The organism is Apibacter sp. B3706 (genome assembly GCF_011082725.1).
Lineage (GTDB): Bacteria > Bacteroidota > Bacteroidia > Flavobacteriales > Weeksellaceae > Apibacter.
The window spans coordinates 1,992,698-2,006,830 of record NZ_CP049715.1; the positions used below are offsets into that span (position 1 = coordinate 1,992,698).

Annotated in this window: 14 protein-coding genes; 11 read left to right on the forward strand and 3 right to left on the reverse strand. The window is 30.3% G+C overall.

The window, feature by feature from the left end:
- Positions 1-4: 4 nt before the first annotated feature.
- Entirely contained in the window at positions 5-700 is a 696-nt protein-coding gene (locus G8C41_RS08700) for a hypothetical protein (protein WP_166007304.1), read from the reverse strand.
- Positions 701-771: 71 nt separating this feature from the next.
- Here G8C41_RS08700 and G8C41_RS08705 point away from each other — a divergent pair, with 71 nt between their 5' ends.
- Positions 772-1,377 carry a thymidine kinase gene (locus tag G8C41_RS08705; protein WP_160557642.1) on the forward strand — a complete coding sequence of 202 codons (606 nt, stop codon included), beginning with the start codon at positions 772-774 and terminating at the stop codon, positions 1,375-1,377.
- Positions 1,378-1,391: 14 nt separating this feature from the next.
- Complete coding sequence (locus G8C41_RS08710; RefSeq protein ID WP_166007306.1) at positions 1,392-3,836, forward strand: bifunctional UDP-N-acetylmuramoyl-tripeptide:D-alanyl-D-alanine ligase/alanine racemase; 2,445 nt, start codon at positions 1,392-1,394, stop codon at positions 3,834-3,836.
- Positions 3,837-4,056: 220 nt separating this feature from the next.
- Here the strand turns inward: G8C41_RS08710 and G8C41_RS08715 are convergent, their stop codons facing one another.
- Complete coding sequence (locus tag G8C41_RS08715; protein ID WP_166007308.1) at positions 4,057-4,788, reverse strand: S24 family peptidase; 732 nt, start codon at positions 4,786-4,788, stop codon at positions 4,057-4,059.
- Between the two features lie 361 nt (positions 4,789-5,149).
- Between G8C41_RS08715 and G8C41_RS08720 the strand changes: the two genes are divergently transcribed.
- The 5 genes from G8C41_RS08720 to yaaA all read left to right on the forward strand — a co-directional run bounded on the left by G8C41_RS08720 (position 5,150) and on the right by yaaA (position 9,219).
- Positions 5,150-5,419 carry a hypothetical protein gene (locus G8C41_RS08720; RefSeq protein WP_105296408.1) on the forward strand — a complete coding sequence of 90 codons (270 nt, stop codon included), beginning with the start codon at positions 5,150-5,152 and terminating at the stop codon, positions 5,417-5,419.
- 253 nt (positions 5,420-5,672) lie between these two features.
- A complete protein-coding gene (locus G8C41_RS08725; protein ID WP_166007310.1) occupies positions 5,673-6,026 on the forward strand; it encodes a hypothetical protein in 354 nt (117 codons plus the stop codon).
- A gap of 261 nt (positions 6,027-6,287) precedes the next feature.
- Positions 6,288-7,022, forward strand: a complete 735-nt coding sequence (gene sufC, locus G8C41_RS08730; RefSeq protein ID WP_166007312.1) for a Fe-S cluster assembly ATPase SufC — start codon at positions 6,288-6,290, stop codon at positions 7,020-7,022.
- Between the two features lie 46 nt (positions 7,023-7,068).
- On the forward strand, positions 7,069-8,334 hold the full coding sequence (gene sufD / locus G8C41_RS08735) for a Fe-S cluster assembly protein SufD (RefSeq protein WP_166007314.1): 1,266 nt from the start codon (positions 7,069-7,071) through the stop codon (positions 8,332-8,334).
- A 126-nt stretch (positions 8,335-8,460) separates the two neighbouring features.
- Entirely contained in the window at positions 8,461-9,219 is a 759-nt protein-coding gene (yaaA, locus tag G8C41_RS08740; RefSeq protein WP_166007316.1) for a peroxide stress protein YaaA, read from the forward strand.
- Between the two features lie 15 nt (positions 9,220-9,234).
- Here yaaA and G8C41_RS08745 read toward each other — a convergent pair whose 3' ends face one another.
- Positions 9,235-9,765: an RNA polymerase sigma factor gene (locus G8C41_RS08745; protein WP_166007318.1), complete on the reverse strand. Its 531-nt coding sequence runs from the start codon at positions 9,763-9,765 to the stop codon at positions 9,235-9,237.
- 180 nt (positions 9,766-9,945) lie between these two features.
- Here G8C41_RS08745 and G8C41_RS08750 point away from each other — a divergent pair, with 180 nt between their 5' ends.
- From G8C41_RS08750 to G8C41_RS08765, 4 genes are all read left to right on the forward strand, one after another.
- Positions 9,946-10,491 carry an HdeD family acid-resistance protein gene (locus G8C41_RS08750; RefSeq protein WP_105296414.1) on the forward strand — a complete coding sequence of 182 codons (546 nt, stop codon included), beginning with the start codon at positions 9,946-9,948 and terminating at the stop codon, positions 10,489-10,491.
- A gap of 290 nt (positions 10,492-10,781) precedes the next feature.
- Complete coding sequence (groES, locus tag G8C41_RS08755; RefSeq protein WP_055426187.1) at positions 10,782-11,060, forward strand: co-chaperone GroES; 279 nt, start codon at positions 10,782-10,784, stop codon at positions 11,058-11,060.
- A gap of 34 nt (positions 11,061-11,094) precedes the next feature.
- Positions 11,095-12,723, forward strand: a complete 1,629-nt coding sequence (gene groL, locus G8C41_RS08760) for a chaperonin GroEL (RefSeq protein WP_105296415.1) — start codon at positions 11,095-11,097, stop codon at positions 12,721-12,723.
- A gap of 481 nt (positions 12,724-13,204) precedes the next feature.
- Positions 13,205-14,131, forward strand: a complete 927-nt coding sequence (locus G8C41_RS08765; RefSeq protein ID WP_166007319.1) for a mevalonate kinase — start codon at positions 13,205-13,207, stop codon at positions 14,129-14,131.
- The last annotated feature ends 2 nt before the right edge of the window (positions 14,132-14,133 follow it).

A 14,133-nucleotide genomic window follows, 5' to 3' on the forward strand; every position in this document is an offset into this window, starting at 1 on the left:
ACTTTTAAGAATCAAACCTGTGAACTATTAAACCGGATAGACGTTCCACATATTCTTCTTTGTTTTTCCAATTGTATTTTACGAACATTTCTTCCATCCATCTTTTTGCTTCTTCTATGGTTTGGGTTTGGTTTAACTGAGCAAATTCAGCATCCATATCTGATTTGCTGCCATTAAACAATTGACTGATAAATGCTATGGAATCATTAAAATCTAAATTAATTGGTCGCACAATTCTATTCTTTTCTTGAGGTTTTATTTCTGCAATTTGGATATTCAGAGAATCCATTTTTTTTAAATTTTCTTCCTCTGATTTTCTCATCTCTTCAGTTGTATCAACTGCTTCTACAAAAGGATCCTCAACTTTTTGTTCTTCTGTGATTACATTGTTTTCAACCTTATCATTTTTTGTTGAGTTTATAGGATCAGACACTTCACATACTTCCTCTTTGTCCGTTTCATAAAAATCTCTAACCTCTACTTTTTTTTCCTGAACTTTTCCATTACTTTCTAAATTTTCAAGAATCTGCTGATATTTAGAAGTAGATAATTGTTTTAAAAAAATAAATTTTTCGTATAAATTTTGAATTTTCTGCTGATGCGACAAAAGACCTGAAAAGCTTTGCACACGGCTAATTTCTCCGGCAATGGATTTTATTTCCTCTAGAACTTCCTTTTGAAATATTTCTTTAGCATTCATAATTTGCTTTTTAATATGTTCGTTAATTTCTACTTTTGTAAAAATTTTTATTAAAGACCCGAAATTTACAAATGTTTCTTGAAAATACAACAAATAGCACTCAACAAACTGGCTGGATTGAAGTAATTTGCGGTTCCATGTTCTCCGGTAAAACAGAAGAACTTATACGCAGACTTAAACGTGCAGAATTTGCAAAACAAAAGGTTGAAATTTTCAAACCTGCCATGGATGTAAGATATGATGAAACATTGGTGGTTTCCCATGATCAAACTTCTTATCCCAGCACTCCTATTGATAATCCTTTAGAAATTCCTCTTTTGGCAGCCGATTGCGATGTTGTAGGAATCGATGAAGCGCAGTTTTTTAGCGATACTATAGTGGAAGTTTGCAATCTACTTGCCAATCAAGGCAAAAGAGTTATAGTTGCAGGTTTGGATATGGATTTTAAAGGCAGACCTTTTGGACCGATGCCCTTTTTAATGGCTACCGCCGAATACGTAACAAAAGTACATGCTGTTTGCGTAAAAACCGGAAATTTAGCTAATTATTCCCATAGAATTTCATCCGGTGAGAACTTGGTGGAATTAGGAGAAAAGGACAAATATGAACCTCTAAGCAGGCAAGCTTTTTGGGAGATAATGAATAAGGAAAAAGTACAGAAAAAGGATGAAATTTAACTAGAGATTCTACGATGAAATATTCCGCATCTCAACTGGCCCGAATTATCGATGCCCAACTCATCGGCAATCCTGATAGAATAATTAAACATGTTTTCTATGACAGCCGAAATATAGTATCTCCTGCCGATGGTACTTTTATTGCATTTAAAGGAGTTCGTGACGGACATACTTATATGGAAGATGCCTATAATAAATCGGTTCGAATTTTTATAACGTCACATATTCCCTCAATGCATCACGATGCTACATATTTGATAGTAGATGATACGGTTTCTGCATTGCAAAAATGGGCTCGTCATCACGCAACTTCTTTTCCTAATCTTCTAACCATAGGCATTACCGGAAGTAATGGTAAAACCATACTAAAAGAATGGCTTGACCATTGTTTATGGGATGAATTTTCAATAATAAAAAGTCCTAAGAGTTTTAATTCTCAAATTGGACTTCCCTTATCTCTATTACAAATTACTTCTAAACACAATTTAGGAATTTTTGAAGTCGGAATTTCCAAACCCGGTGAAATGGATAAACAGGAAGATGTTTTGCACCCTTCGATTGGAGTTCTCACAAATGTACTGGCGGCTCATTCCGAATATTTTAAAGATCGGGAAGAGCAAATTGTAGAAAAAATTAAACTTTTTAAACACTCACGGGTGATTATTTATCCAAGTGATCCGTTTATTTCAAAAATAATTCAAAAAACGTATTCCAATAAAAAATTAATTTCTTTCGGAAAGGAAAATTCAGACATCCAATTAATAGATTTTTCTCTTACCGGTAATACAACAGAATTGAACGTCTCCATTTGGGGGGAAAAGAGAAAATATACTATCCCATTTACTGATAATGCCTCTATTCAAAATGTATTATGTTTAGTAGCCGTACTTTCTGAATTGGGCTGTAAATACGATTTTATACAAGAAAAAATTTTTCATTTGCAACCGGTATCGATGCGTTTAGAACAAGTATCGGGAATTAACAATTGTACTATCATAAACGACACCTTCAACTCGGATTATCAATCTTTGGAAATAGCCTTACAGTATCTTTTTCAGCAAAATAAACCTAAAAAAGTATTGGTACTATCAGATATTTTCCAATCTCGTCTTCCTGAAGCTGCATTGTATAAAAAAATTGCTGACTTAGTTAATTCTTTTCCTTTACATCATGTCCTTTTAGTAGGAGAAAAAATGCACCAATATCAAAGCTTATTTAATGCTATGTTAAAAAGCTTTTTGTCCACGGCAGAAGTTATTAAGTTTTTAGAAAGTCGATCTATAAAAGATGCTGCCCTATTAATTAAAGGGGCCCGTGCATTTGAATTGGAAAAAGTTGCTCAATTACTGCAAGTTCAATCTCATGATACCATACTGGAAGTTAATCTGAATTCACTTTTGAATAATGTAAATTATTTCAAAAGTAAATTAAAACCGAAAACTAAAATTATTGCCATGGTTAAGGCTTTTTCTTACGGTTTGGGAAATTTTGAAATTGCAGAAGTTTTACAATATTATCATATAGATTATCTGGCAGTAGCTTATGCGGATGAAGGTATTAATTTAAGAGACCGGGGGATTTATTTACCTATTATGGTTATGAATCCTGAAATCAGCAGTTATAATCGTGTCATTGAATATAACTTGGAGCCGGAAATATACAGTTTTAGGGAACTTGATTTATTTACACAAAAATTAAAAGAAAAAAGCGTATCGGATTATCCTATACATATTAAAATAGATACCGGAATGCATCGCTTAGGCTTCCAACCCGATGAAGCTCAAAAATTAGGTGACTTATTAAAAGATAATATTTATGTAAAGGTAAAATCGGTTTTCAGTCATTTTGCAGTGTCCGATGTGTTAGAGCAAGAAGAATTTACCAGATTACAAGCGACGAGACTGAAATATTCATTTGATCTATTAGTTAAAATATTAGGTTATCGACCTCTTCTTCATATAGCAAATTCAAACGGTATTCTTAATTATCCCGAATATCAATTTGACGCCGTTCGTTTAGGTATTGGTATGTATGGATATATTGATAACGAAAAGGCTTTAAAAATGCTGGAAAATGTAATTACTTTAAAAACTGTTATCTCTAATATTCACAATCTTAAACCCGGAGAAACAGTCGGATATGGCCGACATTATGTTGTTGAAAAAAATTCTTCTATTGCAACTTTACCTATTGGCTATGCAGATGGTATTCGTAGAATCATAGGAAATGGTAAAGGATATGTAACGATACATGGAATGAAAGCTCCTATCATTGGAAATATTTGTATGGATATGATGATGATTGATGTAACGGGGATTGCTTGCAAAGAAGGAGATCCAGTCATTATAATTGGTGAAAATCCTAGTTTGAAAGAATATGCTGACTGGTATCAAACAATTCCTTATGAAGTCTTAACCTCTATTTCGCCCAGAGTAAAGCGCATCTATTACAGGGATTAATATATTCTTTCCTAATATATTTGTGGATCATCTATATTCTTATATAATTTTGAATTAATAAGCCTATAATTACTATTGGCAACAATAATATTTATTTATAAAAAATTTATAATATCTACAGGTTTAAAAAAACGGTTAAAGTAAAAAAAGTTACTTTATGAAGTTTACAAATAAATTTTACTTAACCGTATAAAATCTCAAACGTATTAAATATTGTAATTTAATTATGCAACCGTATACTTGCTCGTATTAAAGCAATAGCATTTATATGCTCCATTAACATATCTTTAGGCTGATGATGTTGATTCTGTGAAACCAGCTTTATATAATTGTCTCCTAATTCGGATTTTTGGACAAACTTAACGGTAATATATTCACTCCAGTCATCAATTTTTATAGATAGTAAATACATTTCTCCCCAAAAAATTTTATCTAAAGTTATTTCTTTATATAATACTATATCACCACTTTTCAGTAATGGATACATGGAATCTCCTTTCACATATACTCCTCCATCGCAATTAGCTATACCCGGTATACGAATTCGATCCAGAACCGCTTCACTGGAAGTCCCCTTAAAAAGCTCAACCAAACCGGCTGTAGCTTCTAAATCATATAATGGGACATCTTGTATTTCTCTAACAGGATCCGCCGTTTTACGGTGCACATTTATCGGAACAGTAATAATTTCTTTTCCTCTCGGAAATACTGATCCTCTTTTTAACATAGATTCTCTTCCGGTAAGAAGCCAATTTACATTTATTTCATCAAACTTATTGGCAATATCTTCTAATATGTCATAAGAAGGTTTAGTTCCTTCCCTTTTTAATCGGTTTAATTTTTCCGAAGAACTATATCCCAACCCATTAATTGCAAAATCATGAACACTTCTAAATCCTTTATATTTAATGATCTCAGCTATTCTTTCAAAGAAATTTGTGTTATTTTTCATATTTTATTTATTTTTTGCAAATATGTTTGTATGTTTGCTTTGTATTATAACGTAAATATACATTAATTTTTTAAAAACCCATATAATTACCAGAAAATTAATTTATTAGATATCGAAACTTTTATTTCGATTTACAAACAAACAAGAAAGATGTTAACTAAACAGGAACTAATAAATGATTATATGAATATTAAGAACAAAATACCATTTTTAAGATTGATTCCACGAATTATAACGGTTTAGTTAAATATAGTTCGCGAATTTAGAATGATCCAATTATTAATATTCAATTATAACCCGATTTATCCTGATCTTAATTAGCAATTAAAAAGAATTAATTTACCAATTAATACACCATACCATGAGAAAAAGAAAATTAAACATCCATGATTTAAGAACCTGTTTAAGCTATGATTCTGAAGTTCGAAAATTTCTTAGTTTAAAGGAAAGATGTATCATCCATCATAATCAAATTAAAATTTTAGAGTGGTCCTACCCTTTAGAAATACCCGTCGACCTCATTGATAAAATTGAAGATAAATTAGATGAAATACGTCGAAAAAGATGGAAACGACCTGAGTTTCATTTTGAAAGAGAAAGCAACCATATTACGAGAATACAAATAAAATGAAAGAAAATATTCTTTTTTTATGATTTATCTATTGATATGTTACCGATTTCATTTTGTAAGAATTTCCTTTTTTTATTCTTTTTTATTGAAAGCTTCTTTATTATTAGCTTTTCTTATCCCTTAATTTTCAAGAAGTAATAAGCTAATAATTTTTGTTATCGAAACTAGACACTTTAAAAATTAATATTTTATATGATATAATTAAAGTGTATTTCATATTAAAACCTTAAATAACAACCTTTAAAAAGCCCATATGATATCTTATTGTAAAGAAATTAACGAAACACTATTTGATTTTTTTATCCAAAACAAAGGTTTGATCTTTGTTACTGTGATTAGTATGATCGCTCGTTCCTTATATAAAGGAACTTCTGTATGCAGACTTCTTATTAAAACACCCATTTCCATAATAATAGGAATTTCCATGGGGATACTGATGCAAGAATTTACCGATGTATCCCACAATACTATATACGTATTATGTATGCTTACCGGTGCATATACGGGAGAAATTTTAGATGGCATTGAACAACTTTTAAAGTGGATTCCATCGGCTTTAAAGAAAATTATAAGTAAAAAACTGGATATTGACGATAAAGACCCTTAATTTAAAGAAAATCAACATCAATTGAATTCATTGAATTTATTAAAACATACTTTTTTAAATAAGAAGTATTTTAAAATGAGAGATTTTCTGTGAAATATTCCATTTAATAGGAAACCTTTGCATTAGTAAGTCTTTGAAAAATATTTATTTAAATAATGTTAATCAATTTTGAAATCAATAAAATTTATAACCTATTTTTTACAGCAGTTATAAAGGTAGTATATTTGTTTTTGAATAAGTTTAAGATAATATACGATAAAAATGCTTTCAATAAAAAATTTGCACGCAAGAATAGGAGAAAAAGAAATACTTAAAGGAATAAATCTTGAAATTAATAAAGGAGAAGTACATGCGATTATGGGTCCTAATGGAGGGGGAAAAAGTACGCTTTCCAATGTAATTACCGGAAGAGAAGATTATGAAGTTACCAAAGGTTCTATTCTTTTAGATGGAAAAAATTTGTTAGACCTTGCTCCTGAAGAAAGAGCCAATGCCGGTATATTTATGTCTTTTCAATATCCCGTGGAAATTCCGGGTGTTAGCGTTTCCAACTTTTTAAAGGCAGCCATAAATGCTAATCGCAAAGCTCGAGGACAGGAAGATATTTCGGCACAGGAATTTTTACAAAAAGTTAAAGAAAAATCTGAAATGCTTGAAATTAGAAAAGATTTTCTTTCCCGATCTCTTAATGAAGGATTTTCAGGAGGTGAAAAGAAAAGAAATGAAATTTTCCAAATGGCTATGTTAGAACCTAAATTATCCATTTTGGATGAAACGGATTCAGGGCTTGATATTGATGCATTACGTATTGTTTCTAACGGGGTTAATAAATTAAAAAATAAAGATAATGCCGTTTTAGTTATTACTCATTACCAACGCTTATTGGATTATATCGTTCCTGACTTCGTACATGTTTTAATGAACGGAAAAATTATAAAATCGGGAACTAAAGAATTAGCATTGGAATTAGAAGAAAAAGGTTACGATTGGTTATAATTTTCAAATACGCCAATCAGTCATCCTCTTAACTAAAATTAGTAAAATGAATATTCCACAACATACAGAATTAGTAAAAATTATAAAACAAGCTCAACAAACATTAGAAAATAGCAGTCTTCCAACCTCAAAAAATGAAGATTGGAAATTTTCAAAAATAGCAGATTTTAATCCGGAAACCTATGAAGCTGCAAAAAATAATCCTGTTTCTAAAGAGATTATAGAGAGTATTTTAGGTAATGAATCGAATTCTTTTAAAATAGTTTTGATTGATGGAATCATTTCACCAATGTATTCCAATTACCCACAGGATTCATGGAAAGTGCTTCCTTTTTCTGAAGCTTTAAAAAATGAAACATATCAAACAATTATTCTCTCTAAGCTAAATTCCATTTCTAATAATGAGAATTATTTTAACGTATTAAATACGGCATCATATCAAGAAGGAACTTTTATTTATGTACCTAAACAAACAATAGAGAATCAGTTAATTGAATTAATCTATATAAGCTCAAAACAAGAATATAAGGCCATTAGCAACCTTCGTAATTTATTTGTCATTGAAGATCAGTCTCAAATTCAAATTTCTGAAAGAATTCATACGCTTTCTGAATTGGACATCTTTCATAATATAGTTACAGAAATTTTTGTTGGAAAAAATACGAATTTCAGCCTTTATAAAATTCAGGATGATAAACATTCCTCTTGTTTAATAGACTCTACCTATATTGAACAAGAAAAAGACAGCAACGCTTTTGTGCATACTTTTTCTTTTGGCGGCAAAACGGTTCGTAATGAATTATCTTTTGATCACAAAGGAGAAAATATCAATTCAACGTTAAAAGGTGTTACTCTTATAGGAGAAGGACAAGAAGTGGGAAATCATACACTAGTCAAACATAACCAACCTAATTGTGAAAGCCATGAACTTTATAGAGGTATATATCAAGATTCTGCACATGGCGTATTTAACGGAAAAATCAAAGTAAATAAAATAGCTCAGAAAACGAATGCTTTCCAGCAAAATAATAATATTTTGTTGTCTGAAAACTCAAGCATCGATACGAAACCTCAGTTAGAAATTTTTGCAGACGATGTGAAATGTTCCCATGGATGTACCGTAGGGCAACTCGATGATGATGCCTTGTTTTATATGAAACAAAGGGGAATTCATGAGAAAGAAGCTAAAGCTTTACTTATGTTCGCATTCTGTGCGGATGTAATGGAATCTGTTTCCATTCCTTATTTGAAAAATAAAATAAACAAGATTATTGCTCAAAAATTAGATGTAAATTCTGATTTTGAAATATAAAAAATATATATAATTTTTTTCAAAGGTTAGGATTAATTCCTAACCTTTCGTATTTAAATAAGTTAAATTCAACGTTTAAACATCAATCTTTTTTAATAACTTAGCTACATCGCTAATAAATTTTAAATGAAAATACTTCTTTCTCCGGCAAAAATTATGAGTTTGGAAACCAATTCAAGCTGGAATCAACACACTCAACCCGAATTCATTGATTATAGTAAAAAATTACAACTTGTTTTAAAGGAATATTCTCCATCTGAATTAGAAAATTTATTGAATATTTCATCAAAATTGTCCGAAGAAAATTGGGAAAGAATTCATAAATGGACTCCCAATCCTGTAAAAAAGGAGTGCGTACAGGCTATTTTTGCATTTAAAGGAGAAGTTTACAGAGGGCTAGATGCCGAATCCTTATCTAAATCCGCCTTAGATTATTTACAAAAAAATTTATTAATTCTTTCAGGCCTTTACGGTTTGCTTCATCCTTCAGATGATATTATGTTATATCGATTAGAAATGGGTAAAAAACTTAAAACCGAACGAGCCAACGATTTATATGGGTTTTGGAAAGATATATTGACTACTTATTTGAATAATTTACTTGAAAATGATGAACCTATACTAAACCTTGCGAGTAAAGAATATTTTAAAGTAATTGACTTAAAAAAGTTGAAAGGTCAAGTTATGGATATTGAATTTAAAGATTATAAAAATGGATCTTTAAAAAGCATTATGATGTATTTTAAAAATGCCCGTGGAAAGATGACTCGTTGGTGCGCTGAAAACTCTATAACCCATTGGGAGGATATCAAGACGTATAATGAGGACGGATATGAATATTCAGATCAATTATCTACAGAAAAAAGTTTAGTATTTGTTAGGTAATTAAAGTAAATTTTTTTAAGATAAAAGCTTACGTGCTCTCATCAAGCTTACTTTTACATTAGCTAAAGATAAACCGGTTTCTTCAACTATATCTTTAAGCTTTTTTCCCTCTACATATCGAGAATAAATTAATTTTCGATAATTTTCAGGAAGATTATTTAATCTTTTTTCAAATGCTTCTAAATTTTGTTTATCAATAAACAACTGCTCAGGCGATGGTTCCCAATCTCTTGGTTGTTGATAGTCATCATCTAAAAATTTATTTTTATCCTTATTTTTTTTTCTTAAAAAATCTATGGCTGAATTATGTGCAATGGAAGTAACCCAAGTTCTAAAATCAAAATCAGAATTGTATAAATTTAACTTGTTTAGAACTTTTGTAAAGGTTTCAACAGTGAGCTCTTCTGAATAATTTTCATCTTTCACTAAAGAAAAAATATAGGATTTAATATCACTCCAAAATAAATTTACTATTTTACTTTGAGCCTGTTGCCTGGAATTTTTTGCTTCTTCGATTAGCTGTAATAGATCTAATTTATTTTTCAATTTGAAATTATTCTCTTTTTTAGTTGACAATCTACAATAATAATACCTAATTAAAAAAATAAAAATTTAATAGTTACACTTATTATATGGACACTTACCAACCTTTATTTCATTTGTATATAACAATTTCATGGCATTATTTTTGAAATTATCTTATCCTAATAATTACATAAAATTTATATGAAATCTTTTATAAAAAATTGGTGGATTATGCTCCTTTTAGGCATATTGTTCATTTTAGCAGGTATTATAGTAATGGTGTCTCCTACTCCATCACTAATTTTCTTAACAACATTTTTTTCTGTCTCTTTTCTGGTTTTTGGTATTTTCGAAATTGTTTTTTCATTAAGTAATACTCATACCAGCAATTGGGGATGGTATTTGGCCGGTGGTATTTTAGACTTATTGGTAGGGATTATATTAATATCCTCCAATATATTTACTCAAATGGGAATCTTATCTTTCTTTATTGGCTTCTGGCTGTTATTTAAAGGAGTTAGTTTAATTGGCCACTCGTTTGATATTAAGAATATGGGGTTAAGTAATTGGGGATGGCTATTAACTTTAGGCATACTGGAAGTTATCCTTTCTTTTGTCATAGTGGTATTCCCTCCAATCGGATTAGCCGCTTTGCTAATATGGGTTAGCATATCTATGTTGTTTTTAGGCATTTACTACATCAGTTTATCTTTTAGTGTTAAAAAAATAAAAAATAATATAGTTTAATTTTAAATTATCTATACTTCATTATAGACCTTTGATATTTTTATTTTATCAAAGGTTTTTTCATTTATACATAACATTTTTAAACGTATTTCAAACTTATAGCATTGTATTACAAATACTTATTTATAAAAATAAATACCCCACTTAAACAATATATATAAGTCATCTGACACCTTGACGCGTTTACTTTCTTTTTGTCATAAAACTTTTATTTGGCATATTTTTAGAAAAAAGAAAAGGGTATTACCAATTAGTTTAAAAAAATAATATAAAAATTAAAAATAATAGATATGTCAGAACTATCAATTAAACCATTGGCTGACCGTGTAGTAGTAGAGCCGGCAGCTGCTGAAACAAAAACAGCTTCAGGAATCATTATCCCTGATAGTGCTAAAGAAAAACCACAAGAAGGGGTTATAGTTGCAGTAGGAGCCGGAAAAAAAGACGAACCGTTAACTGTTAAAGTTGGTGATAAAGTTTTATATGGAAAATATTCCGGAACTGAACTAAAACTTAATGGAAAGGATTATCTTATAATGAGAGAGTCTGATATTTTAGCAATTGTTTAATTAAACCAAATACTCAAATCTTAAAAAAATTAAAATGGCAAAAGATATAAAATTTAATATTGAATCTAGAGATGCCCTTAAAAAAGGGGTAGATGCTTTAGCTGATGCTGTTAAAGTTACTTTAGGACCTAAAGGAAGAAATGTAGTTATACAAAAATCTTTCGGAGCTCCTCATGTAACTAAAGACGGTGTTACTGTTGCAAAAGAAATTGAATTAGAAGAGCCTATTGAAAATTTAGGAGCTCAAATGGTTAAAGAAGTTGCTTCTAAAACCAATGATGTTGCCGGTGATGGAACAACTACAGCAACTGTATTGGCACAAGCTATTGTAAGAGAAGGATTAAAAAATGTAGCTGCGGGTGCAAATCCAATGGATTTAAAAAGAGGGATCGATAAAGCTGTAGCTGCTGTTGTTGAAGAATTAAAAAAACAATCTCAAGAAGTTGGTTCTGATTCAGAAAAGATCAAACAAGTTGCATCAATTTCTGCAAATAACGATGATACTATCGGTTCACTTATTGCTGAAGCTTTCGGTAAAGTAGGAAAAGAAGGTGTTATCACTGTGGAAGAAGCAAAAGGTACTGATACTTACGTAGACGTAGTAGAAGGTATGCAATTTGACAGAGGATACCAATCTCCTTACTTTGTGACTAATACAGATAAAATGATCACTGAGCTGGAAAATCCATATATTTTATTATGCGATAAAAAAATATCCAGCATGAAAGATTTACTTCCAGTGTTAGAACCAGTTGCACAACATGGTAAATCTTTACTTATTATTTCTGAAGAAGTAGATGGTGAAGCATTGGCTACTTTAGTAGTAAATAAGTTAAGAGGGTCTTTAAAAATTGCTGCTGTTAAAGCTCCGGGATTTGGAGACAGAAGAAAAGCAATGTTGGAAGATATCGCTATTTTAACAGGTGGAACTGTTATTTCTGAAGAAGCCGGATTAACTCTTGAAGGAGCTACATTAGAAATGTTAGGTACTGCTGAAAAAGTATCTATCGATAAAGATAACACGACTATTGTTAATGGTGCAGGAAGTGATGAAAACATCAAACAAAGAGTAGCTCAAATTAAAGCTCAAATTGAAAATACTACTTCTGATTACGATAAAGAAAAACTTCAAGAGAGACTTGCTAAATTAGCGGGAGGAGTTGCTGTTTTATATGTAGGTGCTGCTTCAGAAGTTGAAATGAAAGAGAAAAAAGACCGAGTAGATGATGCATTACATGCAACTCGTGCTGCTGTTGAGGAAGGTTTTGTTGCCGGAGGTGGTGTCGCTTTAGTTCGCGCAATTAACGGAATTGAATCTCTTAAAGGTATTAATCAAGATGAAGAAACCGGTATCAAAATCGTTAGAAGAGCTATTGAAGAACCACTTCGTCAAATTGTTGCTAATGCCGGTGGTGAAGGTTCTGTTGTAGTTAATAAAGTTAAAGAAGGAAAAGATGATTTCGGTTACAATGCCAAATCTGAACAATACGAAAATATGTTCAGTGCTGGAATTATTGACCCTACTAAAGTAACTCGTGTTGCATTAGAAAATGCGGCTTCTGTTGCCGGAATGTTATTAACTACTGAATGTGTAATTACTGATATTAAAAAAGATGAACCTGCAATGCCTCCAATGGGTGGAGGAATGCCGGGAATGATGTAATAATCACATTTTTTCTTTATAAAAATAAAAAAATCCCGGAATTCCGGGATTTTTTTATTTTATTTTAAATTATTCAATTAATTTTTAGAATATTCTTTTCTTTATATTTATACCGTTATTTATTGAATTTATTTTCCCCCATACATTACAACTAGTTAACTTCTTATTTAAAAAACCGCCTACAACAGGTTAACTTACTAATTAGGTGATTAATAGCAATTACATCCAAACCTAAAAAACTAATGATACGTATGCAATATCCCAAAATTTGTATATAAATTAAGTTAATGTTTTAATCTCTGAAAAAATTAATGCCAACTTTTTCATTATCAGCATGAATATTTTGTTTTTATATCCATTGGATTTAAATAGTTTTTAAAATTAGAAACTTTCAAAGGTTTATAAAAATATTAGTTAAATTTTAATTACAAAATTAATATAATGTGTAAATTTGTAATGTTTTTTGAAGAATATATAAAATATGAAGCATCCTTTATTTTATGCAAAAATTTTACTCTTTGGAGAATATGGAATTATTGAAAATTCAAGAGGGTTAACCCTACCCTACAATGCCTATAAAGGAACTTTACAGTTTTCTTCAAAACTTAATAAAATTGAATCAAAATCAAATAAATCATTGCATAAATTTGCAGATTATTTGAAAACTTTATCATTACCTGAAAAATTTTCGATTAATATTTCTCAGCTTGAAAAAGATATTGAAAAAGGAATGTTCTTTGATTCTAATATTCCTCAAGGATATGGGGTTGGTAGCTCCGGTGCTCTGGTAGCTGCTATCTTCGATAAATATTCTGTAAATAAAATTTCATCTGATAAGATTCTAAAAACTGATTTAAAAGATTTAAAAAACGTTTTAGGACAAATGGAATCTTTTTTTCACGGAAAAAGTTCAGGTATTGACCCTCTTATCTGTTATATGAATATCCCGTTATTAATTCAGCCTAATGCAGATGTTGACAAAATAGGATTAACTGAGAGTAAAGATGGAAAAGGAGCTGTTTTTTTAATTAATTCCGGTATGCCCGGTGAAACAGAACCTATGGTTCAGATTTTTTTCGAAAAACTTAAAAATGAAGGTTTTAGAAAAACTTTAAAAGAAGAATTTATAAAATATAATAACAATTGTATAGATTCTTTCCTCAATAGGGACATGGGATCCTTTTTTCAAAACTTGAAACATCTTTCTCTGTGGGCCTTAGATCATTTTACCCCCATGATCCCTCGAAAATTTTTAAAAATTTGGAAAAAGGGTATTGATACTAATACCTATTATTTGAAACTTTGCGGATCGGGAGGAGGCGGATATATATTAGGTTTTACCCAGGATTATGAAGCTACTGAAAAAATGTTAAAAAATTATAAAAAAGAAATCGTATATCGTTTTTAATT

What these genes read in the sequence shown, in the direction of transcription:
- G8C41_RS08710 (WP_166007306.1), top strand. Translation starts at nt 1,392, where the DNA reads ATGAAATATTCCGCATCTCAACTGGCCCGAATTATCGATGCCCAACTC.
- G8C41_RS08700 (WP_166007304.1), bottom strand. Translation starts at nt 700, where the DNA reads ATGAATGCTAAAGAAATATTTCAAAAGGAAGTTCTAGAGGAAATAAAA.
- G8C41_RS08720 (WP_105296408.1), top strand. Translation starts at nt 5,150, where the DNA reads ATGAGAAAAAGAAAATTAAACATCCATGATTTAAGAACCTGTTTAAGC.
- G8C41_RS08750 (WP_105296414.1), top strand. Translation starts at nt 9,946, where the DNA reads ATGAAATCTTTTATAAAAAATTGGTGGATTATGCTCCTTTTAGGCATA.
- G8C41_RS08715 (WP_166007308.1), bottom strand. Translation starts at nt 4,788, where the DNA reads ATGAAAAATAACACAAATTTCTTTGAAAGAATAGCTGAGATCATTAAA.
- sufD (WP_166007314.1), top strand. Translation starts at nt 7,069, where the DNA reads ATGAATATTCCACAACATACAGAATTAGTAAAAATTATAAAACAAGCT.
- sufC (WP_166007312.1), top strand. Translation starts at nt 6,288, where the DNA reads ATGCTTTCAATAAAAAATTTGCACGCAAGAATAGGAGAAAAAGAAATA.
- G8C41_RS08725 (WP_166007310.1), top strand. Translation starts at nt 5,673, where the DNA reads ATGATATCTTATTGTAAAGAAATTAACGAAACACTATTTGATTTTTTT.
- groES (WP_055426187.1), top strand. Translation starts at nt 10,782, where the DNA reads ATGTCAGAACTATCAATTAAACCATTGGCTGACCGTGTAGTAGTAGAG.
- groL (WP_105296415.1), top strand. Translation starts at nt 11,095, where the DNA reads ATGGCAAAAGATATAAAATTTAATATTGAATCTAGAGATGCCCTTAAA.
- G8C41_RS08765 (WP_166007319.1), top strand. Translation starts at nt 13,205, where the DNA reads ATGAAGCATCCTTTATTTTATGCAAAAATTTTACTCTTTGGAGAATAT.
- G8C41_RS08705 (WP_160557642.1), top strand. Translation starts at nt 772, where the DNA reads ATGTTTCTTGAAAATACAACAAATAGCACTCAACAAACTGGCTGGATT.
- yaaA (WP_166007316.1), top strand. Translation starts at nt 8,461, where the DNA reads ATGAAAATACTTCTTTCTCCGGCAAAAATTATGAGTTTGGAAACCAAT.